The 25,887-nt window shown below is 72.5% G+C and carries 26 protein-coding genes; 17 read left to right on the top strand and 9 right to left on the bottom strand.

Annotated features, from left to right (window positions below):
* Positions 1–4,572, bottom strand: a complete 4,572-nt coding sequence (locus ABT008_RS21260) for an HAD-IC family P-type ATPase (protein ID WP_350697968.1) — start codon at positions 4,570–4,572, stop codon at positions 1–3.
* 170 nt (positions 4,573–4,742) lie between these two features.
* Between ABT008_RS21260 and ABT008_RS21255 the strand changes: the two genes are divergently transcribed.
* From ABT008_RS21255 to ABT008_RS21225, 7 genes are all read left to right on the top strand, one after another.
* On the top strand, positions 4,743–5,003 hold the full coding sequence (locus ABT008_RS21255; RefSeq protein WP_350697967.1) for a hypothetical protein: 261 nt from the start codon (positions 4,743–4,745) through the stop codon (positions 5,001–5,003).
* A 114-nt stretch (positions 5,004–5,117) separates the two neighbouring features.
* Positions 5,118–5,294 carry a hypothetical protein gene (locus ABT008_RS21250; RefSeq protein WP_350697966.1) on the top strand — a complete coding sequence of 59 codons (177 nt, stop codon included), beginning with the start codon at positions 5,118–5,120 and terminating at the stop codon, positions 5,292–5,294.
* Between the two features lie 29 nt (positions 5,295–5,323).
* A complete protein-coding gene (locus tag ABT008_RS21245) occupies positions 5,324–5,452 on the top strand; it encodes a hypothetical protein (protein ID WP_350697965.1) in 129 nt (42 codons plus the stop codon).
* A gap of 69 nt (positions 5,453–5,521) precedes the next feature.
* Positions 5,522–6,151, top strand: coding sequence for a GAP family protein (locus ABT008_RS21240; protein WP_350697964.1), 630 nt, complete (start codon positions 5,522–5,524; stop codon positions 6,149–6,151).
* 69 nt (positions 6,152–6,220) lie between these two features.
* Positions 6,221–7,000, top strand: a complete 780-nt coding sequence (locus tag ABT008_RS21235; protein ID WP_350697963.1) for an SDR family oxidoreductase — start codon at positions 6,221–6,223, stop codon at positions 6,998–7,000.
* Positions 7,001–7,037: 37 nt separating this feature from the next.
* Entirely contained in the window at positions 7,038–7,232 is a 195-nt protein-coding gene (locus ABT008_RS21230; RefSeq protein ID WP_117227917.1) for a hypothetical protein, read from the top strand.
* A 137-nt stretch (positions 7,233–7,369) separates the two neighbouring features.
* Positions 7,370–7,918: a YbaK/EbsC family protein gene (locus ABT008_RS21225; RefSeq protein ID WP_350698095.1), complete on the top strand. Its 549-nt coding sequence runs from the start codon at positions 7,370–7,372 to the stop codon at positions 7,916–7,918.
* Positions 7,919–7,971: 53 nt separating this feature from the next.
* Here ABT008_RS21225 and ABT008_RS21220 read toward each other — a convergent pair whose 3' ends face one another.
* The 6 genes from ABT008_RS21220 to ABT008_RS21195 all read right to left on the bottom strand — a co-directional run bounded on the left by ABT008_RS21220 (position 7,972) and on the right by ABT008_RS21195 (position 13,759).
* Positions 7,972–8,607, bottom strand: coding sequence for a DsbA family oxidoreductase (locus ABT008_RS21220; RefSeq protein ID WP_350697962.1), 636 nt, complete (start codon positions 8,605–8,607; stop codon positions 7,972–7,974).
* Between the two features lie 380 nt (positions 8,608–8,987).
* Positions 8,988–9,416: a SufE family protein gene (locus ABT008_RS21215; protein WP_350697961.1), complete on the bottom strand. Its 429-nt coding sequence runs from the start codon at positions 9,414–9,416 to the stop codon at positions 8,988–8,990.
* Positions 9,417–9,647: 231 nt separating this feature from the next.
* Positions 9,648–10,073 carry a CBS domain-containing protein gene (locus tag ABT008_RS21210; RefSeq protein ID WP_350697960.1) on the bottom strand — a complete coding sequence of 142 codons (426 nt, stop codon included), beginning with the start codon at positions 10,071–10,073 and terminating at the stop codon, positions 9,648–9,650.
* Between the two features lie 56 nt (positions 10,074–10,129).
* Positions 10,130–11,890 (bottom strand): proline--tRNA ligase, encoded by a 1,761-nt coding sequence (locus ABT008_RS21205; protein WP_350697959.1) that lies wholly within the window; start codon positions 11,888–11,890, stop codon positions 10,130–10,132.
* A gap of 40 nt (positions 11,891–11,930) precedes the next feature.
* The gene (locus ABT008_RS21200) at positions 11,931–12,593 is read right to left on the bottom strand and encodes a response regulator (protein WP_350697958.1); all 663 of its coding nucleotides are present in this window, start codon (positions 12,591–12,593) and stop codon (positions 11,931–11,933) included.
* Positions 12,590–13,759, bottom strand: a complete 1,170-nt coding sequence (locus tag ABT008_RS21195; protein ID WP_350697957.1) for a sensor histidine kinase — start codon at positions 13,757–13,759, stop codon at positions 12,590–12,592. Before ABT008_RS21195 ends, ABT008_RS21200 begins: the two co-directional genes overlap by 4 nt.
* Before the next feature lie 132 nt (positions 13,760–13,891).
* On the opposite strand from ABT008_RS21195, the gene ABT008_RS21190 reads away from it, so the two are divergent.
* The 3 genes from ABT008_RS21190 to ABT008_RS21180 all read left to right on the top strand — a co-directional run bounded on the left by ABT008_RS21190 (position 13,892) and on the right by ABT008_RS21180 (position 16,161).
* The gene (locus ABT008_RS21190) at positions 13,892–14,332 is read left to right on the top strand and encodes a hypothetical protein (RefSeq protein WP_350697956.1); all 441 of its coding nucleotides are present in this window, start codon (positions 13,892–13,894) and stop codon (positions 14,330–14,332) included.
* A 57-nt stretch (positions 14,333–14,389) separates the two neighbouring features.
* Complete coding sequence (locus tag ABT008_RS21185; protein ID WP_350697955.1) at positions 14,390–15,151, top strand: HAD family hydrolase; 762 nt, start codon at positions 14,390–14,392, stop codon at positions 15,149–15,151.
* 110 nt (positions 15,152–15,261) lie between these two features.
* Entirely contained in the window at positions 15,262–16,161 is a 900-nt protein-coding gene (locus tag ABT008_RS21180; protein WP_350697954.1) for an alpha/beta fold hydrolase, read from the top strand.
* A 75-nt stretch (positions 16,162–16,236) separates the two neighbouring features.
* On the opposite strand, the gene ABT008_RS21175 is transcribed toward ABT008_RS21180, so the two are convergent.
* The gene (locus tag ABT008_RS21175) at positions 16,237–16,425 is read right to left on the bottom strand and encodes a DUF397 domain-containing protein (protein ID WP_350697953.1); all 189 of its coding nucleotides are present in this window, start codon (positions 16,423–16,425) and stop codon (positions 16,237–16,239) included.
* Complete coding sequence (locus tag ABT008_RS21170; RefSeq protein WP_350697952.1) at positions 16,410–17,219, bottom strand: helix-turn-helix domain-containing protein; 810 nt, start codon at positions 17,217–17,219, stop codon at positions 16,410–16,412. The genes ABT008_RS21175 and ABT008_RS21170 overlap by 16 nt, the downstream gene beginning before the upstream one ends.
* 369 nt (positions 17,220–17,588) lie before the next feature.
* On the opposite strand from ABT008_RS21170, the gene ABT008_RS21165 reads away from it, so the two are divergent.
* The 7 genes from ABT008_RS21165 to ABT008_RS21135 all read left to right on the top strand — a co-directional run bounded on the left by ABT008_RS21165 (position 17,589) and on the right by ABT008_RS21135 (position 25,886).
* Positions 17,589–17,975 carry a hypothetical protein gene (locus ABT008_RS21165; protein WP_502890474.1) on the top strand — a complete coding sequence of 129 codons (387 nt, stop codon included), beginning with the start codon at positions 17,589–17,591 and terminating at the stop codon, positions 17,973–17,975.
* A 166-nt stretch (positions 17,976–18,141) separates the two neighbouring features.
* Entirely contained in the window at positions 18,142–18,936 is a 795-nt protein-coding gene (locus tag ABT008_RS21160; protein WP_350697951.1) for an SGNH/GDSL hydrolase family protein, read from the top strand.
* Positions 18,937–19,288: 352 nt separating this feature from the next.
* Entirely contained in the window at positions 19,289–19,681 is a 393-nt protein-coding gene (locus ABT008_RS21155; RefSeq protein ID WP_502890473.1) for an RICIN domain-containing protein, read from the top strand.
* 171 nt (positions 19,682–19,852) lie between these two features.
* The gene (locus ABT008_RS21150; RefSeq protein WP_350697950.1) at positions 19,853–20,743 is read left to right on the top strand and encodes a sulfurtransferase; all 891 of its coding nucleotides are present in this window, start codon (positions 19,853–19,855) and stop codon (positions 20,741–20,743) included.
* A 199-nt stretch (positions 20,744–20,942) separates the two neighbouring features.
* Complete coding sequence (locus tag ABT008_RS21145; RefSeq protein ID WP_350697949.1) at positions 20,943–21,128, top strand: hypothetical protein; 186 nt, start codon at positions 20,943–20,945, stop codon at positions 21,126–21,128.
* Between the two features lie 75 nt (positions 21,129–21,203).
* Entirely contained in the window at positions 21,204–22,991 is a 1,788-nt protein-coding gene (locus tag ABT008_RS21140) for an HSP90 family protein (RefSeq protein WP_350697948.1), read from the top strand.
* 6 nt (positions 22,992–22,997) lie between these two features.
* Complete coding sequence (locus tag ABT008_RS21135) at positions 22,998–25,886, top strand: hypothetical protein (RefSeq protein WP_350697947.1); 2,889 nt, start codon at positions 22,998–23,000, stop codon at positions 25,884–25,886.
* Position 25,887: the final 1 nt, after the last annotated feature.

Genomic DNA, 25,887 nt, shown 5'->3' with positions numbered 1-25,887 from the left:
TCACGACTCCTGCGGCCCGGGACCGACCCGCGCGGCCCGACCGTCCGACGACGCCGCGCTCGGTGACGCACCGTCGGCGGGCGCACCGTCGGCCTGTGCGCCGTCGACGGGCGCACCGTCGGCCTGTGCGCCGTCAGTCTGTGCACCGTTGACCTGCGTGCCGTCGGTCCGCGCGCCGTCGCTCTGAGCGTGAGCGCCGTCGGTCTGGGGTAGGCGGGCGACCAGCTTGGTGAGGGCGCCGTTGGCGAAGGTGGCGCCGAGCGCGGAGCCGGTCGCGATGGTCCAGCCGACCGGTCCGAGCGGGGTGCACCCGAAGAACTGACTCACGCCGGGGGTCTGCACCACGACGGCCAGCACGCCGACCGAGGCGGCGGTGGAGGCGAGTACGGACGGGCTGGTGCCACCGGCCAGTACGGTCTGGCCGAGCTGGGTGCCGACCAGCGAGACCAGGGCGACGGTGCCGGCGCGTCGGCGGCTGCCGGTGTAGCGGGCGAGCGTCCAGCCGGCGGTGGCGCCGAGGGTGGTGGCGGCGGCGCGTAGCCCGATCTCTCGGGTCATGGTCTCGCCGAGGGAACTGTCGGGGCCCTCACGGAGCAGGCCGTCGGTGTGGTCGCCGTCGCCGGGTGGACGGACGGCGATGGCCAGTGCGGGTGCCATGTCGGTGAGCAGGTTGACCAGCAGTAGCTGGCGTCCGTTGAGGGCGGCCTGACCGGTGGCGGCGGCGGTCAGCACGCTGAACGCGATCTCGCCGAGGTTGCCGCCGACCAGGATGCTCAGCGCGTGGCGGACCGATGACCACATCGCCCGGCCTTCGACCAGGGTGGCGATGATGGTCTCCAGCCGGTCGTCGGTGACCACCAGGTCGGCGGCGGCGCGGGCGGCCGGGGTGCCCCGTTGGCCGAGGGCGATGCCCACGTCGGCCAGCCGGATGGCGGGTGCGTCGTTGGCGCCGTCGCCGGTCATCGCGACGGTCCGGCCGCACTTCTGCAACGCCTGGATGATCCGGACCTTGTGTGCGGGGGTGCAGCGGGCGACCACGTCGGTGGCAGCGAGCCGGGCGGCGAGGGCGTCGTCGTCGAGGGTGTCGAGTTCGGTGGCGGTGACCACCCGCTGGGCATCGCCCGCGCTGATGGTGGCGGCGATGGCCTCGGCGGTCGCCGGATGGTCACCGGTGATCATGATGGTGTGCACGCCGGCCTGCCGGATCCGGCGGACGGCGGGGGCGGCGCTGTCGCGTACCCCGTCGGCGATCGCCAGGAAGCCGGTGAAGACCAGGCCGCGTACGTCGTCGTCGGTGAGGTCGGGATCGCTGACCACGCATTCGGCGACGGCCAGGATGCGGTGTCCGGCTCCGGCGCGCTCACCGAGCAGGTGGTGCAGGTCGGCCCGGCCTGCGTCGTCGAGCGGTTCGTCGCGGCCGTCGGTGCGGCGGGCGGCACATCGGGGCAGTACGCGCTCCGGCGCGCCCTTGACGCTGAGCAGCATCCGCCCCTCGGTCTCGCCTACGGTGGCGTGGTAGCCCCGGGACGGCTCGAACGGCAGGCCGCCGATCGCGCGCCAGCCCGGGGCCGCGTACTGCTCGCGGATGTCGGCGGAGGTCGCACCGCGCAGCACCGCGCGGTCGGTCTGCATGGACAGTTCCTCGGGATCGTCGGCGGCGGGGGTGGCGCGCAGGGCGGTGGCGAGGATCCGCCGGAGCCGGTCGTCGAGTCGGTCGGCCGGGGCGTACCCGTCGGCGTCGCCGACGCCCGCCAGCAGCAGGTGTCCCTCAGTGAGGGTGCCGGTCTTGTCGAAGCAGAGAACGTCGACCCGGCCGAGCGCCTCGATGGTGCGTGGGTTGCGGACCAACGCGCCGTGTTCGGCGAGCCGCCGCGCGGCGGCCAGTTGGGCGGCGCTGACCAGGAACGGCAGACCCTCCGGTACGGAGGCGACGGCCAGGTTCGCGGCGGTGGCGGCGGTCTGCGCCAGGGGTACGCCGCGCAGCAGCCCGGCACCGACGACGGCCACGGCCGACCCGGCGGCCAGGGGGACCGCGGCCCGGGTCAGTCGTCCGAGCCGGGCCTCGACGCCGCTGGCGGGCGGGGCCTGGCGGGCGAGGGCGAGGCTGCGCCCGGCCTCGGTGTCGGTGCCGGTGGCGACCACCACGGCGACGCCGCGTCCGGCGGCGATGGTGGTGCCCTCGTAGAGCATCGACCGGCGGTCGGCGACGGCGGCGGCCACCACCGGCTGGTCGGTCTTGGCGACCGGCAGCGACTCGCCGGTCAGGGAGGACTCGTCGGTCTCCAGCCCGACGCTGTCCAGCACCCGGCAGTCGGCGGGTACGGCGTCGCCGGATTCGAGCACGATCACGTCTCCGGGCACGAGGTCCTCGGCCGGGATCACCCGTTCCGTGCCGTCCCGGCAGACCCGGGCGGTGACCGCCGAGCGGGACAGCAGCGCGGCCAGCGACTTCTCGGTGTTGCGCTGGTGCACCGCGCCGACCAGCGCGGACGCGCCGACCACGCCACCGACCAGGGCGGCGTCGACGAGTGAGCCGAAGCTTGCGGAGAGGACCGCTCCGGCGGCGAGCACCGGTGTGAGCGGGTTGGCCAGTTCGTCCACGAAGGCCCGTAGCAGACCACCGGGGCCGGAGGTCTCGCCCGGTCCGGCGGCGCGTCGGCGTTCGGCCTCGGTCTCGGTCAGGCCGCCGCGTCCGGTGCCGAGCTGGTCGAGGACGGTCGGGACCGGCATCAGGTGCCAGGCGGTGATGGCCGGGGCCGCCGATTCGGTGCGGGCGGAGAGTCGGCCGGCGCGCCACATGCCGTGCGCGAAGGCCAGTGCCGCCGCGCCGTTGACCGAGGCGAGGGAACGGCCGGGCAGCAGCGCGGGGTCGGCGGTGAAAGCCGCGAGTGCGCCGAGGCCGCTGCCGGCCAGCCCGATGCGCATGTTCTGGGCGGTCATCCGGCGGGCCACCCCGGCCGCCTCGATGATCAGTGCGACCGATCGTAGGTCGGTGCCGACCAGCAGGTGTGCGCCCCAGGGCGGGGTGGCCTCCGGGTCGGCGACGCCCAGTCCGCAGTCCGCCGCAGCGAGCGCCGCGCGGTCGCCGGAGACGACCATCACCACCGCTCCCTCGCGTTGCAGGGTGCGGACCGATTCGGCCAGCCGGTCGTCGCCGGGCAGCAGCGCGTCGGCGGAGGCGTACCGCTCGGTGTCGTCGCCGGCCACGACGAGCCGCAGGCCGGACTGTCGGGCGACGGCGGGCAGGGTGTCGACGCCGGGCGCGGGTTCCGGTTCCACCCGCAGGACGGACGCCAGGGTGTCGCCCTGCGCCAGGCCGAGCAACGTGCCGCCGCGTTCGCGCAGTCGGCGGCTGTCGTCGGTGTCGCCGGGATCGTGGGCGTCGAGGTGGTCGAGAGGGCCGAGTCGCCACCCGTCGAGTCGGCGTACGTCGGTCGGGGCGGCCGGTTCGAACAGGGCGAACGCCCGTGCCGCAACTTGGGAGGTGTCGGCGCCGGGCAGCGGGGCCAGGTCGGCCAGAACGCCCCGGTCCGAGCCGAGCACCCGGGCGTCGAGGACCAGCGTGTCGATCCGGTCGAGTTCGCGCAGCACGCTCCGGTCCATTGCGATGACGCCCCGCCGGGCGAGGATGCGGCCGAGTTGGGCGGCGTACCCCTCACGGCCGCTGCCGGGTGCCTTGGGCAGTGTGGAGAGCCCCAGCGCGGCGGCGCGTTTCGGACCGACGACGGGTGTGGCGGCGGCGAACGCCGCCGCGCCGGTGCCGAGCATCCGGGTGACGTACCGCTCCGGGGCGCCGTCCGGTTTCGGGCAGGGACGGTCGCCGACCGGCGAGCGGGCCACGGCCCGGTCCGGCTCTCCGGTGAGGCCGGGTTCGGCCTTCTCCCAGGCGTGCAGTTGGGCGAGCCCCTCGCCCCACTGCACGATGCGCTGGGCGCCGTCCAGCACGATGCCCGTCCAGCCGCCGGTGAGGCCCTGCACCACCGCTTCGGCGAGCGGGAAGATGACCTCGGCGCGGGGGTCGCGGCGCAGGCCCAGACCGGCGAGGGCGTGCAGCTTCGGGTGCAGGTCGATGGCGCTGAGCAGACCGGAGACCTCGGCGGGCACCGGGGTCACGGGCAGGATCCGGGTGGCCGCGGAGATGGTCAGGCCGAGCGCGTCGGAGGCGAGCGCGCCGAGGGTACGGGCGGTACGCGGCCCCTCCTCGGGTGGGTGCGGGGGCGGGATCTCCGGGTCGGGCTCGTGTGGGCAGGTGCGTTCGACCCGGGAGATGGTGGCGATCAGCTCGCGTACCTTCGGGCCCGGTGTGTCGACGGCGACGACCACCCGTCCGGAGGGGGCGTTGACCCGGGCCCAGAGCACGGCGGGCATCCGTTCCAGGGCCGACTCGACCTGCCGGGCCAGCGTGTCGCCGCCGTCCTGGCAGACGCCGTGCACCTCGATGTGGTGGCGTCCCGGCCGGGACCACACCCGGCGGCTGGACAGCCCGATGGCCCGGGCCAGCCGGGTCGCGGCGGCGCCGACGCCGCGCGTGGCGTCGCCGACCAGCGGCGGTACGGATACGGGTCGCCGCATCTCGCCTCCTACCGGTCGGGCCCGGCGGCCTGGCTTCCCGGCCGGGCGTCCCTTATGCCCGTCGGGACGGGGAAGTTTCTCGCCTCGGCGGGCATGGACCGCCTCGGCGGTGGAATCCGGGGTGGGCGTCGTCGTCCACGGGAGGCGTCGTCGTCCACGGGGAGGCCGAGATGAGTGCGTTGACACGAGAACTCAGCGGGACGCAGGAGACGCTGCGGGCGTTCACCCACCGGGTGGAGATCCCGTGGCTCGGCATGGTGGCCGTACCGCCGCCGGACAAGCTCGCCTACTACGCGGGAATCGGGGTGCTGACCGCACTTCAGGTGATCGAGTGGCCGTTGGCGCTGGTGATCACCGCCGGGCATCTGCTGGCCGATCAGCACCTGTCGGGCCTGGCCAAAGGCATAGGGGAGGCGCTGGAGTCGGCCTGAGAGTAAGCCGCGTCACCCTTGACCTGAACATGGCTTGAGGTCGCAGGATCGGGTCATGTCGATCGTCCCGTACCGGAGCTCCGTCGAGGTCCCGTCCTGCGCTGCGGGTGTTCGGTGACCGCCACCGCCACCGCCTCGGCTTCGGGCCTGGCGTCGGCGGAGACGATCTTCGCCGCTCGGCTGCGGGCGATGACGGTGGGCAGCGTCGCCCTGGTCTCGTTGCTGGCCTTCGAGGCGGAGCCCGGCGTCGACGGGTCGGTGCGGTCGCCGCGTGACCCGTCCGGTCCGTGACGCGGATCGGCTGGGCGTGCGGGGCGGGGGTGAGCGCCGCACTGCTGCACATCGGGGGTCAGCAGCGCGGCGCCACCGCCGTGGCGTTGGTCGCGTCGGCCCTGGTCGGCGGCGTGACCTGCGTGGCCTGGTCCCTCGGCCTGATCCCGGTGGCCTGACCTCGGCGGGCGTGCGCATCCGCCGAATCCGGAGTGCGGGGCGGAGGCAGCCGGGAGGATGGGCACGCGATGAACTTCCTGACTCTCCTGCCGCTGGCCGTGGTCATGGTCGCCGGGACCCAGTTGGTGGCGGCGGTCTTCTTCGCCTCCTCCGACCGGCCACGGGTCGCCTCGCTGGGCTACCTCGCCGGCGCGGCCATCGTGGTCAGCGGCGGTACGACACTGGCCTGGCTGGTCACCCACCTGTTCCGGATCAGCGTCGACGACCGTGACGGCCGGTTCGAACGGATCGTCGACTGGCTCGTCCTGGTGCTGCTGGCCGTCCTGGCGGCGGTGGTGTTCCTGCGGCGCCACTCCGGGCCGCCCGCCTGGATGGGCCGGCTCCAACACGCCACCGGCCGGTATGCGCTCCGAGTCGGCCTGTTGCTCTTCCTGGCCATGCCGGCCGATGACCTGACCATGCTCACGGTCGGCGCCAGTGCCGCCCGGCAGGGCCTGCCGTGGTGGCACCTGCTGCCGTTCATGCTGCTCACCCTGACGCTGCTGGCTCTGCCGCTGCTGGCGTTGCTGCTGCTCGGTCGTCGGGCGGCGGCGGTGCTGCCCCGGATCCGGGACTGGGCAAACGGCCACGCCTGGCTGGTCAGCGAGGCGGTGATCGCGTTCTTCGTCGTACTCACCGTGCTGGACCTAGTCCGGTGAGGTGGCCCACGACTGTCACGCCACATCGTCCTCGACCCGTCGTCCCGGTAGTCGATGAAGGAGGTTGACATGCGGGTACTGGTCACCGGAGCGGGCGGCCGACTCGGCGGGGCGGTGCTGCCCCGGCTGGTCGCCCAGGGGTTCCAGGTGCGGGCCACCAGCCGGCGGGCGCGTACCGGATCGGGTGTCGAGTGGGTGGTGGCGGACCTGGCGACCGGCGCGGGCGTCGCGGCGGCGGTGGCCGGGGTGGACGCGATCCTGCACCTGGCGTCCTCACCGACCCGGCGTACCCACGAGATCGACGTGCTCGGCACCCGCCGGCTGGTCACCGCGGCGGCCGAGGCGGGCGTAGCCCACCTGATCTACATCTCGATCGTGGGCGTGGACCGCGTGCCGTACGTGTACTACCGGCACAAGCTCGCCGCCGAGCAGGTGGTGGCCGCCGGTGGGGTGCCGTGGACGGTGCTGCGGGCCACCCAGTTCCCGCAGTTCCTCGACGAGCTGCTGCAGAAGTCGAGCAAGCTCGGCCCGGTGATCGCCGACCGGGCGGTGGTGGCCCAGCCGGTCGATCCCGGTGAGGTGGCGGACAAGCTGATCGAGCTGCTGCGCGCCGGTCCGCGCGACGGCATCGTGGAGTACGGCGGCCCCGAGGTGCTGCGGTTCGACGACGCGGTACGCACCTGGCGGCAGGCGCGGAAGTCCCGCCGACCGATGCTGCCGGTGCGGTTCCCCGGCAGTCTCGGTCGCGAGCTGCGCGACGGTGGACTGGTCACCGAGGCCCACCCGACGGGTCGGCGGACCTGGGCGGACTACCTGGCCGACACGTACGGGGGAACGACGACAAGATGACGCTCGTTCTCGTTCACGTTCGCCCTACCGTCGACTCATGCTCACGTTCGTCGTCACCTGCCTTCTGTACGTCTGCGGCTTCGTCTTCCTCTACGGGGTGATCCGGCTCGCGGTCCGACACGCTCTGGAGGACATCGAGGCGCGCCGCGTGCAGGCAGAGCGGGCGGAGGAGATGGCCGTCGCCCGGGACCGGGCGATGCTCCAGGAGCACGGCTTCCTCACCAACGGCTGACCGGCGATGGGACTGGCGTGTCCTGTTGCCGGTCGCTCCACGGCTGGCCGCCGACCCGGCGCGCGGGGTGACCGTGGCGCACGCCGGGGGCCTCGGTGACCATCGCACCCGTCCCGGATGCGACGATCGCACCCGTGATGGGAACTTTGCACACCGAGCCCGCCCGTGGTCGCCCCGACCTGTTGGCCGCGCCGGTCGCCACCGCGCTGGCGCAGTGGCCCGCCGACGCGCCGGTGGACGTCGACGCGGTGTTGGTCGCGTCGATCGACGCCGAACTCGCCGACACCGCCGCCTTCTGCGACGCGTACCAGGTGGGGCTGGACGAGTCGGCCAACTGCGTGGTGGTCGCGGGCAAGCGGGAGGGCATCGTCCGGTACGCGGCCTGCGTGGTGCTGGCCACCACCCGGGCCGACGTAAACGGGGTGGCCCGGCGCGCGCTGGACGTACGCAAGGCGAGCTTCGCCCCGATGGCCGACGCGGTCGAGTCGACCGGCATGGAGTACGGCGGTATCACCCCGATCGGGTTGCCGCCGGAGTGGCCGATCCTGGTCGACGCCCGAGTGGTGGCCGCACCGTACGTGATCATCGGGTCGGGGGTGCGGCACAGCAAGATCGCCCTGCCGGGCCCGGCGTTGGCCGCGTTGCCCGGTGCGCGGGTGATGGAGGACCTGGCCAAGCCGGTCTGACCGTCGAGCGGCGTCGATGTGGTTGCACGTGAAACATCGCCGCCGTCGATGGGTCAGGAGCCGGCGGCCTCACGCTCCGCGACCTCGTTGAGTGCGGCGAGCAGGGTGGCCGGTTCCTGGGCGCCGGAGACTCCGTACTTCCCGGCGAACACGAAGGTCGGCACGCTGGTGATGCCGAGCTGCCGTGCCTCGGTCAGCTCCGCGTCGAGCGTGGCGACGCCCTCCTCGGAGTCGAGGAAGCGGCGGGCCTCCGCGCCGTCCAGCCCGACACCGGCGGCGATCTCGGCGAGCGCCTTCCGGTCGCCGATGTCGACGCCGTCGGTGAAGTGGGCCTTGTGTAGGGCGTTCACCGTCTCGGTGCCGCGACCCCGCTCGGACGCCCAGTCGATCAGCCGGTGCGCCTGGAACGTGTTTGCCGCGATCGCCTGCGAGAAGTTCAGCTCCAGCCCGACGCTCGCACCGATCTCGGTGACCTGCGCGGCCATCTGCTGGGCCCGCTCCGGACCGCCGAACTTGGCGGCCAACGCGTCGAGCAGCGGCACCGGCTCGGTCACCGGGGACGGGTCGAGCTGGAAGGGGCGATGCTGGACGGTGACCTCACCGTCGTACGAGGCGAGGGCCTCCTCCAGGCGACGCAGGCCGATCCAGCACCAGGGGCAGACCACGTCGGCGTAGATGTCGATCTCCATGCCCGGAGACAACCCGCCGGTACGCCGATCTGTTCCCGGCTGTGCCGGCAGAGTCAGCCCGTCTGCTGCTCTCGGATGATTCAGTCGGCCTGCTCCAGAACCAATCGGCCTGGTCCCGGACCTGCCGGTGAGTGATCCGGCCCGCTCCCGCGTCTGCCGCATCGAGATGGTCAGTCCGCTCCCGCGTCTGCCACGTGAAGACAGCCGACCCGCTTCCGGCCGGACCTGCTCTCTCGACGTGGACATCCGCCCGCGAGAAGCTGGCGGGAGATCGCGTCGACAGTTGCGCCCGGGGCCTTAGCGTGCCCCGGGCCTGTCGCGCGAGTCGCGGGGGTCTGTCGCGCGTGCCCCGGGCCTGCTCCGGGGCCTGTCGGTGCCGATCAATCGACCTGTTCGCGGACCTGGCGCTTCAGTCGAGCAAGAATGGCATTGCCGCCGCGTACCCGCAGCGGGCTGATCGCCTGCGCCAGACCCATCCGCTGGTACAGGTCGTCCGGGACGGCGAGCACCTGCTCCGGGCTCGCGCCGGCCAGCCCTTCGGCGAGAATGCCGGCGAACGCGCGGGTGGTGGGCGCTTCCGGCGGGCAGTCGAACAGGGTGCGGACGGTGCCCTCGGGCGTCACCTCGGCGCGCAGGAAGAACGACGTCTGACACTCCGGCACCTGCTCCATGCCCTCATGGCCGGTCTGGTCGGCGGGCAGCGGCGGCACCGCGTCGGAGTACTCCAGCAGCATCTCCAGCACCACCTCACGGGGTGCGGAGGCGAACTCGTCGACGATCTCCGCCAGCTTGCTCGGCATCTCGGGCATTCCGCCAGGCTACCGGCGGCGTGCTCGGCGCTGCGGCCGCGGCCGGAGTACGGCCGCGACCACGGTGGCTTTGCGGTGCGGTGAGCGCGGTCGCGCATGGTTGCGGTGCGCGTGTTGCGCTCGGTGCGCGGTGCGCGGTGCGCGGTGCGGCTCGCGGTGCGCGGTGGGTGTTAATAGGGGACCCCTTCTCTACCGTAGGCGTTAAGAAGGGGCCCTTCCTTACACCTGTCCCTACACCTGGGGGGCCTGTTCGCTGATCTCGCTGAGGGCGGAGGTGGGGTCGAGCTGCATCGCCAGGTCGCCTAGGGAGACGATGCCGACCAGCTTGCGTTCGTGGTCGCAGACGAGGATGCGGCGGATACCGCGCTCGCGCATCAGGGCGGCGGCCTTCGCGGCGGTGCAGAACTGCTCGATCATCACGACTTCGCGGGTGAGGATCGAGCCGATGGTGGCGGTCGTCGCACTGGCGTTCTCCGCCACCGCCCGGACCACGATGTCGCGGTCGGTGAGGATGCCGGCCAGTTCGGCGCCGTCGGTCACCACCACGTCGCCGATGTCGGCGTCCCGCATCACCCGGGCGGCCTCGTCCAGTGTGGTCTCCGCCGACAGGTAGATCACCTGCTTGGTCATCACATCGACGACCCGATACTCGGTCATGAGAGCCTCCAGAACACCATCTGCCGATCGGGATGCCGTACCCCGTTACGTGACCGCTACACCACGTTTCGCGCCAACTCCTCGACGAGATGGTCCGTCACGTTCTCCACCGGGATCTCGGCACGTTCTCCGGTGGACCGGTCACGCACCTCGACGTACCCGTCGGCCAGGCGTCGGCCGACCACGACGGTGCGCGGGATACCGATGAGTTCGGCGTCGGTGAACTTCACCCCGGCGGAGACTCCGGCCCGGTCGTCCACCAGCACCCGCAGGCCGGCGGCGGCCAGTCGGGCGCCGAGGTCGAGCGCCACCTCGACCTGCGGACCCTTGCCGGCCGCCACCAGGTGTACGTCGCAGGGGGCGATCGCCGCCGGCCAGACCAGTCCCCGGTCGTCGTGGTGCTGTTCGGCGATCGCGGCCACCGCCCGGGACACCCCGATGCCGTAGCAGCCCATGGTGGGGCGTACCGGCTTGCCCTGCGGCCCGAGGACGTCGACCGCGAAGGCGTCGGTGTAGCGGCGGCCGAGCTGGAAGATGTGCCCGATCTCGATGCCCCGACGCATGGTGAGGCTCCCGCCGACGCAGGCGGGGCAGGGGTCGCCGAGTCGGACGTCGGCGGCCTCGACGGTGCCGTTCGGCGTGAAGTCGCGGCCACAGACCACGTTCGTGGCGTGCCGTCCCGGCTCGTTCGCCCCGGTCAGCCAGGCGGTGCCGGGCACCACCCGGGGGTCGACCAGATAGCGGATGCCGAGTTTGTCGAAGACCTGCGGCCCGATGTAGCCCCGGACCAGGTCGGGGCGCTCGTCCCAGGCGTCGAAGACGTCCACGGTGGCCGGTGCCAGCACTGCGGCCAGCCGCTTGAGGTCCACCTCGCGGTCACCGGGCACCCCGACGACGAGCAGTTCGGTCTCGTCGACGCCGGGTCGGCGTACGGTCAGCACGACGTTCTTGAGGGTGTCGGCGGCGGTCCAGTCGTCGCGTCCGGCGAGTCGGCGTTCGTTGGCCAGTGCGACCAGGCTGGCGATGGTGGGCGTCTCCGGGGTGTCGTGCACCTCGACGGGCGGCCGGGCCAGCGGGTCACCGGCTGCCGGGGCGGGCGTCGTCACCGCCTCGGTGTTGGCCGCGTAATGGCAGTCCGTGCAGCCCACGAAGGTGTCCTCGCCGACCGGCGCGATGGCCAGGAACTCCTCCGAGGCGGAACCGCCCATCGCGCCCGATGTCGCGTGCACCACCGTGTACTCCAGGCCCAGCCGGTCGAAGACCCGCCGGTACGCGTCCCGGTGCCGGTCGTACGCCGCGCGTAGCCCCGCCTCGTCCAGGTCGAAGGAGTACGCGTCCTTCATCAGGAACTCGCGTCCGCGCAGTAGTCCGGCACGGGGCCGGGCCTCGTCGCGGAACTTGGTCTGGATCTGGAACAACGTGACCGGGAAGTCGCGGTAGGAGGTGAACAGGTCCTTCACCAGCAGCGCGGCCAACTCCTCGTGGGTGGGGGCGAGCAGGTGCTCGGCGCCACGCCGGTCGGCCAGCGTGAAGATGTCGTCGCCGTACTCGGTCCACCGTCCGCTGGTGCGGTACGGCTCGGCCGGCAGCAGCGCCGGGAAGTGCACTTCCTGGTCGCCGATCGCGGTCATCTCGGCCCGGACGATCTCGGCGACCCGGTCCAGCACCAGCTTGCCCAGCGGCAGCCAGGTGTACCCGCCCGGAGCGGCGCGGCGCAGGTAACCGGCGCGCAGCAGCAGCCGGTGGCTCGGCACCTCCGCGTCGGCCGGGTCCTCGCGCAGTGTCCGGATCAGCGTGGTCGACATGCGCAGCAGCATTGCCGCAGCGTACGACCGAAGGTGCGGGACGGCGATCCGATTAGTCGCGGTCGGGGTCGGCGAGCCCGGCCCGGTGGGCGATGACGGCCAACGCGGTCCGGTCCCGGGCGTCCAGCTTGGCCAGCAGACGGCTCACGTACGTGCGGGCGGTGGCGGGGCTGATGAACAGCGCGCGACCGATCTCGTCGTTGCTCTCGCCCAGACCGACGCGGGCCAGCACGGCCCGTTCCCGCTCGGTGAGCACGGCCAGCCGAGGGTCCGGCGGCGGCAACCGGGGAACGGCGGCGAGTTGTTCCATCACCCGGCGGGTGACGGTGGGCGAGAGTAGGTTCCCACCGGCCGCTGCGGTGTGCACCGCTCGCCGCAGGTCGTCCGAGCCGGTGTCCTTGAGCAGGTACCCGGCGGCTCCGAGCCGGACCGCCTCGACGATGTCCTCGTCGTCGTCGAAGGTGGTGAGGATCAGCACGCGGGTCCCGGTCAGCGTCTCGTCGGCGCGGATCGCGGCGGTGGCCGCCAACCCGTCCAGGATCGGCATCCGGATGTCCATCAGCACCACGTCCGGCCGCAGCCGGCGGGCCAGGTGCAGGCCGGTGCGGCCGTCGGCGGCCTCCCCGACGACGCTGATCTGCGCGTCGGACTCCAGCAGCGTGCGGATTCCGGCCCGGACCAGGTCCTGGTCGTCGACCACGAGCACGGTCGTCATGTCGTACCCGCCAACGGCAGTTCGGCCCGTACGGCGAAACCGGTGGCCTGGTGCTCGGCGGTGAGCGACCCGCCGAGGCTCTGGGCCCGCTCCCGCATCCCGGCGATGCCGTTCCCCCCGTCGGTCGCCCGGTCGGTGGTCGGCCGGTCGGCGCCGGAGTCGGTGACCGACACCGTGACCTGCCGGTCGTCCTGCGCGATGCGGATCTCCACCCGGCTGCCCGCCGAGTGTCGGACCACGTTGGTGACCGCCTCCTGGACGATCCGGTACGCGGCGGCCTCCACCGGTGCCGGCAGCGCGGAGTGCACCCGGACCTGCACGTCGACGTCGAACCCGGCGGCACCGGCCGCCCCGGTCACCGCGTCCAGGTGCGCCAGCGACACGACCGTCCGGGGCGGGTCGTCGTCCCGGCGCAGCAGCGCCACCGTTCGCCGCAGGTCGTCCATGCTCCGGCGGGCGGTGGCGCGGATCAGCTCCAGGGCCGACCGCGTGGCCTCCTCGTCGCGGCCCAGCGCCTCCCGGGCCACGTCGGCGTGCAACGCGATCACCGAGGTGGTGTGGCCGAGCGAGTCGTGCAGGTCCCGGGCGATCGCGATCCGCTCACCCTGCACCCGGGCGTCCGCCTCCTGCCGGTAACGCTCCTCGGTCAACTCGGCGATCCGTCGCGCGTCGGTCTGCGCGGTCCGCCGGGACCGCAGGCTGTCGCCGAGCGCGATCGCCGCGCCCATCAGCAGGACGTGACCGGCCAGTTCGTAGCCGACGACGAAGGAGAAGTTCTGCCCCTCGGCGAGGCGGACCACCACCGAGACCACGACCACCACCACGGCGGCGCTGATCGAGGCGGCGAGGCGGCCCTGCTCGGCGGCGGAGAAGAGAGCGGCGGCCACCGGCACGGCCAGACCGACCGCCGGGTAGCCGGCGGCGTAGTAGGCGAACAGGCCGAGCACCGTGACGGCGAGCACCACCACCGGGTAGCGGCGGCGGGCCAGCATCAGCGCGCCGAGACCGACCGCCCACAGGTACGCGATCCGGTCCGGCTCCTGACGGCCACCCTCGTTGGCGGTGATGACCACCGAGACGACGGCGGTGACGCCCACGCCGAGGAGTACGTCGGTGAGCCAGGGCCGGACCCGGCGTACCGGAGGTTGGCTCGGCTGACCGCTCACCGGCCCAGCGTACGGCGCGGACGGGGGGCTCCGGAGTCGTCGGGAGGCGACGTCCGGGGTCGCCTCCCGACGTACCGCGATCGGGTCCGCGTGCGGATGGCGGGCGGCCCGGTCGTCCCTAGCGTTGCCGGCATGACCACTACCTCGCACCGCTCCGGGCTCGGCCTGCCACTGCTCGCCCTGGTCGGGTTGGCGCTGCTCGGACTGCCCCGGGTGGTGCTGCACGACCTGGGCCTGGTGCACGAACGCACCTTCGTCAACCTGGTGCTGGTGGTCGTACCGCCGGTCGTCTGGATCACGGTGGCGCTGGTGCGGCGGGTACCCAACCCGTTCCTGACCCTGCTCGCGGTCGGCCTCTGCTACGGCGTCCTGCTGGCGGTCACCCACCAACTCCTCTGGGACGTCGCCTTCGACGAACCGCCGAGGCTCGGCGGCAACCTGACCGATCTCGCCCCGGTTGCCCAGACGGTCGTCATCCGGTTCTTCGCCACCATCAGCAGCGTCTTCACCGGCGTCATCGTGGGCGTGGTGACCGGCCTCGTCGCCTGGGCGCTGAGCCGGGTACGCCCCTGAAGCGGTGGGTGACGGACCGGCCCGTCGCCCGGTGAAGGTGTGGGCGAGGATGGGGGCATGATGCGGGCGCCGGGCGGACTGTTGCTGGATTTCGGGGGTGTGCTGGCGGACGCGCCGGGGAACGGGTGGGCGGCGCCGGAGGTCGTCCGGCGGATGTCCGAGGTGATCGACGGTGCCCTGCCGGACGAGCGGATCGCGGCCGACCTGACCGAGGGCGCGCGGGCATACTCGCGGTGGCGGGACGAGACCGGCGTCTCGGCCGAGCCGGTCGAGCTGACGCACGACCGGGTGTGGGCGGACTTCGTCACCCACACCTGGCCCGAACCGGCCCGAGCCGCCGTCGCGCGACAGGCCACCCCGCTGGCGTACGCGTCGACGTGGCGCACCGAGTGGCAGGTGCGGCCCGGCATCCCCGAGGCGTTGGCGGCGGCTGCCGAGGCGGGAGTGCCGATGGCCGTGGTCAGCAACGCGTTCTGCGGTGCCGCCCACCGCGACTTCCTGGCCACCGCCGGGCTGTCCGGCCGGTTCGTCGCCGAGTTCTACAGCGACGAGACGGGGCTGCGGAAGCCGAACCCGCGCTTCGCCGAGCTGGCCGCCGACGCCATCGGCGTACCGGTGGATCGGTGTTGGTTCGTCGGTGACAGCCTGCACCGGGACGTGGCCTGCGCCCGGCGGGCCGGTGTCGGGGCGGCGGTCCTGATGCGTTCGCCGCGCACCGACCGCGAGCCCGACGCGCCCGAGCTGGCGCCGGACGCCTGGGTCGAGGACGGTCACGGGCTGCTCGACCTGCTGCGCGGCAGCGGCGACGCGGAATTCTAGCCAGCGCCGCAGCGGCTGCCGCCGTCCTTGCCGGAACCGTCGTCCTCGCCTTCCGTCCCGTCCTACCGTCCGGGGGAACCGGTCGGTGATCGAGGGCGAGGAGCGGGGCGTTGTTCGACGACGTGCGGCAGATCGACGCGGGTGTCCTGAACGTGGGCTACGTCGACGCCGGACCGCCGGACGGGCCGGTCGTCCTGCTGCTGCACGGTTGGCCGTACGACATCCACAGCTTCGCCGACGTGGTGCCGCTGCTCACCGACGCCGGTCACCGGGTGCTCGTGCCGCACCTGCGCGGCTACGGCACGACGCGCTTCCGCTCGCCCGACGCCGTCCGCAACGGCGCACCGGCGGCCATGGCCTGCGACGCGGTCGCGTTCCTGGACGCCCTCGACGTCCGGCGGGCGACGGTGGCCGGATTCGACTGGGGCGCCCGCACCGCCGACATCCTGGCCGCCCTCTGGCCGGACCGCTGCACCGGTCTGGTCGCGGTCAGCGGCTACCTGATCGACGGCCAGGAGTCGGGCAAGGCACCCTTGCCCCCCGAGGCCGAGCACGCCTGGTGGTACCAGTTCTACTTCGCCACCGACCGGGGCCGTCAGGGGTACGCCCGCAACCTGCGGGACTTCGCCAAACTGATCTGGCGGACGGCGTCCCCGCGGTGGCACTTCGACGACGCGACGTTCGACCGGAGCGCGGCCTCCCTCGACAATCCCGACCACGTCGACATCGTGATCCACAACTACCGCTGGCGGATGGGCCTGGCCGGCGGCGAGCCGCAGTACGCCGACCTGGAGGACCGACTGGCCGACAAGCCCGCCGTCACGGTGCCCACCATCAGCCTCGAAGGCGACGCCAACGGCGCACCCCACCTGGAACCGCAGGTGTATGCCAAGCAGTTCACCGGCCCGTACGAGCACCGCGCGATCAGCGGCGGCATCGGGCACAACCTGCCGCAGGAAGCGCCACGGGAGTTCGCCGACGCGATCATGCAGGTGACGTCGCTGACCTGATCCCTGCCGGTCCAGCCGTGCTGGCGTTGTTGACCTGCGGCGCGGTCGTTGCCGTCTAGGTCAGGGGCGTCCGGGTCAGGGGCGCTTGGCCTCGGTGACGAAAGCGTGCCAGGCGGAGGGAGTGAAGACGAGTGCCGGGCCGGTGGCGTCTTTGCTGTCGCGCACACCGACGATGCCGGGCAGGTTGGCGGCGACCTCGACGCACTCGCCGCTCGCGCTGCGGGAGGACTTGCGCCAGTCTGCGCCGGTCAGATCGTGGACCATGACTCCATCACTTCCTTCATCAGGACTTCGGACTGTCCCTTGGGAAGGGCGACGCTGCGGACGCCTTCCCACCTCACCAGCAGGGTATCGATCTGCTCGTCCCGGTCGATGGTCGTGCCGCCGACCTGGTTCTCCAGGTGCCCCAGCCATTCGCCCTCGACCCCTCGGGCCAAAGTGATCGGTCCGGCATGTCCGACATGGACGGTTGCCTCGGCAGGAATGAGGTGCACTAGCACACCGCCGCGCTTGACGTATTCGAGCAGGTGGCCGATCTGTTGAGCCATGATGCTCCGGAAGCTCTCGTCAGCTCGGCGCAGGGTGGTCTCCTCGATCACCGCAATGAGGGCCGGTGGGCTCGGCTGGGCGAGGGTCGCCTGCCGATCCATCCGTACCGCCAACCGCCGTTCGACCTCTTCGTCGCTGAGCATGTCGTCGGACTGGATCACCGCTCGGGCGTAATGCTCGGTCTGGAGCAGGCCGGGGATCAGCGTCGGGTGGTAGCAGCGCAACTGCCGCGCGTTGCGCTCGGCGTCCAGCCAGGGGCGTAGCCAGTTCGGCTGGCCGTGCAGCTCGGCGATGCGCAGTAGCCCTGACAACAGGCCGTCGCTCTTCAGTACCTCGTCGGCCCGCTTGAGGAAGAGCCGGTCGAACGGGCGTTGCCCCAGCTCGATCGCGGAGACCTGCGAGCCGGAGAAGTGCACCAACTTGCCGAAATCCTCCTGGGTCAGATCGGCGGAGAGTCGCAGCCTGCGCAACTGTGCCCGGATCAGTTCGGCGGTCGGCTCGGATTCCACACTGCCTCCACGAATTCTCGGCCGCTCGGATGGATGCCCGGCCCGGCGTCACCATCGCCACGGCCGGTGTCGATGCCTTCCGACAGTAGTCGTCCGGTCAGCAGACTGTCACCCGGCGGTCCTGCTCCCATCCACCGGGGACGGGGTGGGACTGCACCGGGGCCGTCCCGGCACCTCCCCCGTGCCGGGGCGGCCCCACCCGACGTCCGGCTGCCCGAGGCCGTGGTGTCGGCGGCTCCACCGATGTCCGGCTGCCCGAGGCCGTGGTGTCGACGGGCCACCCGACGTTCGGCAACCCCGGTGCCGTGGTCGGCGACCCTTTCCGCCCGACAAGCCGTGGGGCGGTGTCATCCGGAGGCGGAGGTCGAGATGTCCCACCCGAAGTCGTACCCGGTGCCGCGTCGTGGCCCGGCGGCCGCGCGGCCCCGGCAGCACCCGATGTCCGGCCCGCAGCATCTGCCGCTGCGCCCGCTCTGGTTGTGTCGGGCCTGCGGGCACTCGTGGCCCTGCGCTGAGGCGCGGTTGTTGCTCCGTGTCGAGTACGACAATCGCTGGCTCGACCTGGCCGTCTATCTGTCCGGGCTGTACTTCGAGGCGACACACGATTTGTTCCGGCTCGACCCGGACGGCGGCCCGACACCGCCTGAGCTGTTTGCCCGGTTCGTGGCATGGGGGCCGTACCGTCGCTCGGCGGTCGACCCGCCGCGCGCCTGCACCGGCCGCTGCCGCCTGCCCGCCGCGTCGCCGGATGGATGACGTCTGCCACGTTCGGCGAACGCGGGGCAGACCGGTGAATGCGACCGGTGCCAGACTCCCAGGTGTTAGGAGGGGTCCCCTGCTATACCGCAGGCGTTAATAAGGTGCCCTTCCTTACCGGCAGCCTTACACCGGCAGCCTTACCCGCAGCTTCGAGGAGTGAGCAGTGCGCTGGCGCAGTTACGTCGCGGTCGGGGACAGCTTCACCGAGGGCCTGGACGACGCGTACCCGGACGGCACCTTCCGGGGGTGGGCCGACCTGGTGGCCACCCGGCTGGCCGCCGAGGCCGGGCCCGAGTTCCGGTACGCCAACCTGGCCATCCGTGGCCGACTCTTCCCGCACGTGGTGGCCGAACAGGTGCCGTCCGCGCTGGCGATGAAGCCCGACCTGATCAGCTTCGCCGCCGGCGGCAACGACGTGCTGCGCCGCAACTTCGACCCGGCCGCGCTGGTCGGCCGCTTCGACGAGGTCGTCCGCGATCTGCGTTCGGGCGGTTCCGACGTGGTGCTGTTCCGGTTCGCCGACGTGATGGCCCGACTGCCGGGGCAGCGGCTGATCGCACCCCGGGTCGAGCTGCTCAACCGCGCCGTCGGGGAGACCGCCGAGCGGCACGGCGCGATCCTGGTCGACCTGTACGCCGACGACACGTACCTCAACCCGCTGCTCTGGAGCACCGACCGGCTGCACCTGTCGCCGGTCGGTCACCGCCGGGTCGCCGCCCAGGTGCTCGACGCGCTGGGCGTCGGCTGTGACGAGGAGTGGCTGCTCGTGCCGGCGAGGCCGACGCCGAGCCCGTGGCTGGCCGCCCGTACCGCCGACCTGCGCTGGGCCGGTCAACACCTGGCGCCCTGGCTCAAGCGCCGCCTCACCGGCCGCTCCTCCGGCGACACCCGCACCGCGAAACGCCCCGCCCTCAGTCCGTTGATCCTCGCCGACCGGGCCGATCGCTCGGACGGTTGATCCCGGCTCTGCCCAGCCGCTTCATGGATCGTCGAGAGGTCGGGCGAGCGGATTTGAAGGCGGCTGGTGACCGCACGATGACCCTTCGAGAAGGACTCCCGGTCAGCTGAACCCGAGTGCCGTTCCGATCGTCGGTGCAGGTGCGACGAGCGGAGGCGTCCAGTCTCCGCCGTTGACCCGAGGAGAACTGTTGAAGATCATCAAGTCGGTCAGGTCCGTGCTGATCCGGGGCGTCAGCGCCCTCGCGATGTCGGCATGCCTCGCCGCAACCGGCACCGCGGTCGTGGGGGCGCCTGCGGCGGCGGCCGGACCGGGGTTCACGGCAGCGTCGTCCCCCGCGGGGTCCGCACTCTTGAAGGTGCGGAACCGGGCCACCTTCAAGTGCCTGGACACCCGTGGGGACAGCGTCTATGCCAAGAGCTGTGTGCGGGGCAACAACAACCAGGTGTGGCTGGTCGTCTACGTCGACGCGAACCACTTCGTGTTGTCGAACCTGGCGACCGCCCGGTGCCTGGACAGCAACGGCGCCGGCAAGGTGTACACGCTGCCCTGCAACATCCGTAACCACCACCAGCAGTGGAAGGCTGTCGACGCCCACCACCTCACGTTCGCGAATCGGGCCACCAACCGTCTGCTGGACAGCAACTGGCACCAGTCGGGGCACCCGGACAAGGACCTGGGCGAGGTCTACACCCTTCCCAGGAACTTCGGTGAGCACCAGAACTGGAACGTCATCAAGCCCTGAGCCAGGGCACGCAGACTCGCCGCACCAACATCTGCCCGACGGGCGGGGATCGGCTGGCATCCGCTGATCTTTGTTAGGAGGGGTCCCCTGCTATACCGGAGGCGTTAGCAGGGGACCCCTCCTTACACACAACCCCACGCGGACGCGGCTGCTCGGCGTACCTTGGGGCTCATGTCTGTGCCCAGTGATCCCGATCCCCGACTCCAGTCGTACGCGGACCCGCAGCGACTGGTGACCACCGAATGGCTGGCGGAGCAGATCGGCAACGACGGTCTCGTCGTGGTCGAGTCCGACGAGGACGTGCTGCTCTACGACACCGGCCACATTCCCGGTGCCGTGAAGGTCGACTGGCACCTGGAGCTGAACGACCAGGTGACCCGCGACTACCTGGACGCCGAGCGGTTCGCCGAGTTGTGTGCGGCCAAGGGCATCGGCCGGGACGACACGGTCGTCTTCTACGGCGACAACTTCAACTGGTGGGCCGCGTACGCCCTCTGGGTCTTCACCCTCTTCGGTCACCGGGACGTGCGGTTGCTCGACGGCGGTCGGCAGAAGTGGATCGCCGAGGGGCGGGAGCTGACCCGGGACAAGCCGGTCCGGCCGAGGGCGGAGTACCCGGTGCCGCAGCGCGACGACGCGCCGGTGCGCGCGTTCCGGGAGGACGTGTCGGCGCACGTCGCCGCCGACCGGCCGCTGGTGGACGTGCGGTCGCCGGGTGAGTACACCGGCGAGATGCTGCACATGCCGGACTACCCGCAGGAGGGCGCGCTGCGCGGCGGGCACATCCCGGGTGCGGTGAGCAAGCCGTGGAAGTCGGCCGCCAACGACGACGGCACCTTCAAGTCGGCCGACGAGCTGCGGACGATCTACGCCGACCAGCTCGGGTTGAGCCCGGACGACGACGTGATCGCGTACTGCCGGATCGGCGAGCGGTCCAGCCACACCTGGTTCGTGCTGCGGCACCTGCTGGGGTACCCGCATGTGCGCAACTACGACGGCTCGTGGACCGAGTGGGGCAACCTGGTCCGGGCTCCCGTCGTGAAGGGCCCCGACCCGAGGTGAGCAGGCCAGGTGTCGACGCCCAGCGGGTCCGGCGACACCCCGACCGCCAAACGCCCCACCCGTCGAGATGATCAAGAAGTTTTGGGGGCCTCACCGTCCGATCCTGACCAGAACCCCTTGATCGACTCAGGGCGTCCGGCAGTCGCCGGACGCCCTCCTGGACGGGTACGCGGCCCGGCGTCGCCCGCTCGCCCACGAGGTGGCCGGCTTCGCCGACCGGCTGACCCGGCTCGCCATCGTGCCGTCCGCCGGACATCCCGCCCGGGACGCGCTGTTGCGCCTGTTCTCGGCGCTGCCACCGGTCCGTCGACGGGTCGCCCTGCGGCTCTCCGGGCTCAGCCAACGCGCGTCCGATAAGGTGGCCCACCCGGCGAGGTCTCGCTGAGGAATCGGGCACGCGGATGTCGGCCCGCACCGGTACGGTGGGCGCCGACATCCGGGAGCGGGGAGCGGACAAGGCGTGGACCGTACCTTCCAGGTTGACCTGCGTGGCGTGGTCGACCTGCTCAGTCATCACCTTTACGGCAGCCCACGGGTCTACGTCCGCGAGCTGATGCAGAACGCGGTGGACGCGATCACCGCGCGTCGGGCCGCCGAGCCGGACGCGCCGTCCCTGGTCCGGATCGAGCCGCCCGAGCTGACCGGCGACGGCACCCTGCGGGTGCACGACACCGGCGTCGGGCTGACCGAGGCGCAGGTGCACGAGTTGCTGGCCACCATCGGCCGCAGCTCCAAACGGGACGAGCTGGGCTTCTCCCGCCACGAGTTCCTCGGCCAGTTCGGCATCGGGCTGCTCTCCTGCTTCCTCGTCGCCGACGAGATCCGGGTGGTCACCCGCAACGGCGACCACCCCACCGTGCTCTGGACCGGCTACGCCGACGGTCGCTACGCGGTGCGCCTGGCCCCGCCGCAGGAGGCGCGCGCCGAGGTCGGCACCACGGTCACCCTGGTGCCGCGTCAGGACGCCGACCAGTGGTACGCCACCTCCACCGTCACCGAGCTGGCCCGCCTCTACGGCAGTCTGCTGCCGGTGACCGTCCGGGTCGGCAGCGTGGTGACCACCGCCGGGGAACCGCCCTGGGCGACCAGCCCCGGCGCGACCGTGGACCGGGCCGCCCTGATCGCGTACGCCCGCGAGACGCTCGGCGTCGACCCGTTCGACGTGGTGCCGCTGCGGGTGCCGGAGGCCGGGCTGACCGGGGTGGCGTTCATCCTGCCCACGGCCGTGAACCCGGCCGCCCGGGCCGGCCACCGGGTCTACCTCAAGCGGATGCTGCTCACCGAGCACGCCGACGGCCTGCTGCCGGACTGGGCCTTCTTCGCGCACTGCGTGGTCGACACCAGCGAGCTTCGGCCCACCGCCAGCCGCGAGGCGCTCTACGAGGACTCCCTGCTCACCAGCACCCGCGAGTCGCTCGGCGCACAGATCCGTGGCTGGCTGGTCCGGCTCGCCAAGCACCAGCCGCACCGGCTGGCCGAGTTCCTCCAGGTGCACCACCTCGGCGTCAAGGCGCTCGCCCTGCACGACGACGAGATGCTCACCCTGGTCGACCAGTGGTGGCCGATGGACACCAACGTCGGCACGCTCACCCTGGCCGAGTTCCGGCAGCGCTACGGCCTGGTCCGGTACGCCGCCAGCCTGGACGAGTTCCGTCAGCTCGCGGCCGTCGCCGCCGCGCAGGACCTGGCCGTGGTCAACGGCGGCTACACGTACGACAGCGAGCTGATCGAGCGACTGCCCACGGTGGACCGTACGGTGCTCATCGAACGGCTCGAACCGAGCGACCTGACCACCCGGTTCCACGCCCTCGAACCGCACGTCGAGTTGGCGCTGCGGCCGTTCCTCACCGCCGCCGGCCGGGCCCTGGAACGGCTCGGTTGCGAGGTGCTGATCCGCGCCTACGATCCGGCCTCGCTCCCGGCGCTCTACCTGCTCAGCCGCTCGGCCGCGTTCACCGACCAGCTCGCTGCCAGCCGGGACAAGGCCGACGAGCTGTGGGGTGGCGTACTCGACGCGTTGGCCGCCTCCGCCCCGGCGGACCGACCGCAGCTCGTGCTCAACCACCGCAACCCGCTGGTACGCCGGATCACCGCACTCGGTGACCCGGAGCTGGTCGGGCTCGCCGTCGAGGCGCTCTACGGGCAGGCGCTGCTGCTCGGGCACCACCCCATCCGTGCGGCGGACGCCGCACTGCTCAACAGTTCCTTCCTCGGCCTGCTGGGTCGGGCCGTCCCTGGACAGGAGTGAGACGTCGTGGCCGACGAGGACCTGTGGCGGATGCTGCACCAGACCGGCGAGATGCCGTACGGCATCGGGCAGATCGCCGCACTGGAACAGTTGCTGCGTCGAGCGGACGCCGCTGACGACCGGCACCTCGCCTTCGCGGTCCGCATCCAGGGCATCACCACGTACATCTACGGCGGCGAACCGGCCAAGTCGTTCGTCGTCTTCGCCTGGTGCCTGGCCGAGTTCGACAAGGACCCGCAGCCCTACCACCAGCGGTACGCACAGCACCTGCTCTGGCACTTCAAGCACATGGTCAGCGGGATGCTGAGCTTCCCCGAGGTGCCGTTGGACCGCACCCACGCGGTGCTCGACGACATGGAGCGGCGCTACCGCGAGGGCGGGCACAGCCTCCAGGCCGTGTACAAGTACCGCTACCGGGTCGCCGACCACCTCGGCGACCGGGAGCAGGCCGAGGAGTGGTACCGCAAGTGGCTGACCACGCCCCGCGACCAGCTCTCCGACTGCGCAGGCTGTGACCCGACCACGCAGGTCAACCACCTGACCCGCACCGGCCGCCACGACGAGGCCGTGGCGCTGGCCGAGCCGGTGTTGAGCGGGCGGCTGAGCTGCACCGAGCAGCCGCAGGGGATCCTCACCGCGTTGCTGCCGGCATACCTGCACAGCGGTCGGCGCGACGAGGCGCGCAACGCGCACCGGGAGGCGTACCGCCGGCACCGGGGCAGCATCGCCGACCTGTGGGACGTCAGCGAGCACATCGAGTTCTGCACGTTGACCGGCAACGAGGCGCGGGCGCTGGAGATCGTCGAGCGGCACCTGGACTGGCTGGACCGGGCCCCCTCGCCGGGCGCCGCGATGCAGTTCGCCGCGTCGGCCGCCGCCGCGCTGCGCCAGGTGGACGACCAGGCGCTGACCGTGCACCGCCGCGCCTTCGGGGAGCGACCGGCCGCCGAGGTGCCGCTGGGTGCGCTCGCCGCCGAGCTGGCCGAGACGGCGACCGGCATCGCCGCCCGGTTCGACACCCGCAACGGCAACAGCACCCAGTCCGAGGGCATCGCCCACCGACTGGCCGTGACGCCGGTCGGCGACCACCTGCCCCTCTCGGCGAGCCTGCGGCGTCGACCGGTGTCCACCACCCGCACCGCCACCGCCACCGAGGCGGCCTCCGAGGCTGACGCGCCGCGCGAGGTCACGGTCCCCGAGCCGCGCCGGTCGGCGGAGTTCGTCGTACCCGCCGAGGCGGACGCGGGCGAGCTGCTGGCGCTGGCGGAGCAGCGGTGGTCGGCCCACGACCGCGTCGGCATGCGTGCCGTTTTGGCCGCCTTCGAGGAACGCTTCGGCGAGGCGGAGCTGTCGCCGCGCGAGCGTGCCCTCCGGGGCGAACTGCGCGCCGCCGAGCTGGTCGACGCCGGGGACGTGACCGGCGCGGTGACGGCCAACCGGACGGCCATGGCGGCGTACGAGGAGTTGTCCGACCCGGCTCGCGCCCAGGTCGTCGCCAGCCGCCTCGGTGCGCTGCTGGCGCAGGGCGAGGAGCCGGACGAGGAGGCGTACGCATTGGCGCACACCGCCGCCGGCTTCCTCGACGAGCACGGTGACGCCCGGCAGCGGGCCGCCGCGCACGATCGGCTGGCCGTGGTGCTGGCGCAGCAGGCCCGCTGGCCGGAGGCGCTGGCCGCCTCGGAGCAGGCGGCCGACGGCGCGGGAGACCCGTTCCTGGCGGCCCGGATCGCGTTGCACCGGGCACACATCCTCGAACAGCTCGACGACGAGGACGCCTTCCGGGCCGGCGCGGAGCAGGCCCATCGGCTCGCCCAGGAGGCAGGGGTCCCGGAGCTGATCGCCACCGCCGCCCTGGCGCACGCCCGCGTCGCGCAGGATCCGGCACAGGCGGTCGCCGCGTGCGACGAGGCACTGGCCCACGCCGGGGACGCGCTGCTCCTGCCGGCGCGGGTGACCCGTGCCCGGGCGCTGATCGCGGCACAGCGCGCCGACGAGGCGGTGGAGGACTTCGCCGAGGCGGTGGCGCTCTGCGTTGAGCGGGGCGAGGCCGGTGACGCCTACCTGCGCTGGGAGTTGGCTACCGCGTACCGGGTGGCCGGGCGGCTCGGCGAGGCGGCCGAGGTGGCCGAGGAGGCAGTGACCGGTCTGGACCGACTCGGTCACCAGGCGGACGCCGATGCGGCCCGACACATGCTGGCCGGTATCTACCAGGGGCTGGGCGAGATCGACGCGGCGCTGGCTCTGCTGGACCGGCTCGCCGAGAACCTCGACGGGCCGGACAATCTCCCGCATCGGGCGCAGGTGCTCGAAGACGCCGGGGACATCCTCTACCAGGCCGACCGGGACGCGGCGGCGGGACAGAAGTTCGCGGCGGCCGCCTCGGCGTACCAGCTCGCCGGCCAACACCTCGACGAGCTGCGGGCCCGTCGCCGGGAGGCCTCGGCGTACCTCTGGGCCGCTGAGACGGCCAGTGCGTTGCGTGCGGTCGAGACGACCGACCGGCTCGCCGGTGAGCTGACCGCCGGAGCCGCCGACGAGCCGCCGGTGATCTACGAGGTGTCGCTGGCCGCCGAGACGGCGGCGCGGGTCCTGGCCGCGGACGACCGGGAGGACGAGGCGCTGGACCGGCTGGCCGGGGTCGCACACCGACTGCGGTCCGTGGAGGCGTTCGGCGAGGCGGCACAAGTGGAGATCCTCACCGGCGAGTTGCTGCTGCGGCAGGGCCGACCGGCCGAGGCGGAGCCGGTGCTGCGCGAGGTCCTGGGCGGTCTGCCGACCGGGTCGAGGCCGACGGCCCAGGCCGCCTGGCTGCTCGCCCGCGCGCTGGACGAGCTGGGTCGCTCGGCGGAGGCGACCGACCTGCGCAAGCAGCACGACCTGGATCACGACCACTGAC

Source organism: Micromonospora sp. NPDC002389 (genome assembly GCF_040296095.1).
Classification (GTDB): Bacteria; Actinomycetota; Actinomycetes; order Mycobacteriales; family Micromonosporaceae; genus Micromonospora.
The sequence above is the reverse complement of the archived record's forward strand: the minus strand, read 5'-3'. Positions and strand labels throughout refer to the sequence as shown.

Coding starts and splice junctions, on each gene's coding strand:
- ABT008_RS21260 (WP_350697968.1), bottom strand. CDS start 4,572: ATGCGGCGACCCGTATCCGTACCGCCGCTGGTCGGCGACGCCACGCGC.
- ABT008_RS21255 (WP_350697967.1), top strand. CDS start 4,743: ATGAGTGCGTTGACACGAGAACTCAGCGGGACGCAGGAGACGCTGCGG.
- ABT008_RS21240 (WP_350697964.1), top strand. CDS start 5,522: ATGAACTTCCTGACTCTCCTGCCGCTGGCCGTGGTCATGGTCGCCGGG.
- ABT008_RS21235 (WP_350697963.1), top strand. CDS start 6,221: ATGCGGGTACTGGTCACCGGAGCGGGCGGCCGACTCGGCGGGGCGGTG.
- ABT008_RS21230 (WP_117227917.1), top strand. CDS start 7,038: ATGCTCACGTTCGTCGTCACCTGCCTTCTGTACGTCTGCGGCTTCGTC.
- ABT008_RS21225 (WP_350698095.1), top strand. CDS start 7,370: ATGGGAACTTTGCACACCGAGCCCGCCCGTGGTCGCCCCGACCTGTTG.
- ABT008_RS21220 (WP_350697962.1), bottom strand. CDS start 8,607: ATGGAGATCGACATCTACGCCGACGTGGTCTGCCCCTGGTGCTGGATC.
- ABT008_RS21215 (WP_350697961.1), bottom strand. CDS start 9,416: ATGCCCGAGATGCCGAGCAAGCTGGCGGAGATCGTCGACGAGTTCGCC.
- ABT008_RS21210 (WP_350697960.1), bottom strand. CDS start 10,073: ATGACCGAGTATCGGGTCGTCGATGTGATGACCAAGCAGGTGATCTAC.
- ABT008_RS21205 (WP_350697959.1), bottom strand. CDS start 11,890: ATGCTGCTGCGCATGTCGACCACGCTGATCCGGACACTGCGCGAGGAC.
- ABT008_RS21200 (WP_350697958.1), bottom strand. CDS start 12,593: ATGACGACCGTGCTCGTGGTCGACGACCAGGACCTGGTCCGGGCCGGA.
- ABT008_RS21190 (WP_350697956.1), top strand. CDS start 13,892: ATGACCACTACCTCGCACCGCTCCGGGCTCGGCCTGCCACTGCTCGCC.
- ABT008_RS21185 (WP_350697955.1), top strand. CDS start 14,390: ATGATGCGGGCGCCGGGCGGACTGTTGCTGGATTTCGGGGGTGTGCTG.
- ABT008_RS21175 (WP_350697953.1), bottom strand. CDS start 16,425: ATGGTCCACGATCTGACCGGCGCAGACTGGCGCAAGTCCTCCCGCAGC.
- ABT008_RS21165 (WP_502890474.1), top strand. CDS start 17,589: ATGTCCCACCCGAAGTCGTACCCGGTGCCGCGTCGTGGCCCGGCGGCC.
- ABT008_RS21150 (WP_350697950.1), top strand. CDS start 19,853: ATGTCTGTGCCCAGTGATCCCGATCCCCGACTCCAGTCGTACGCGGAC.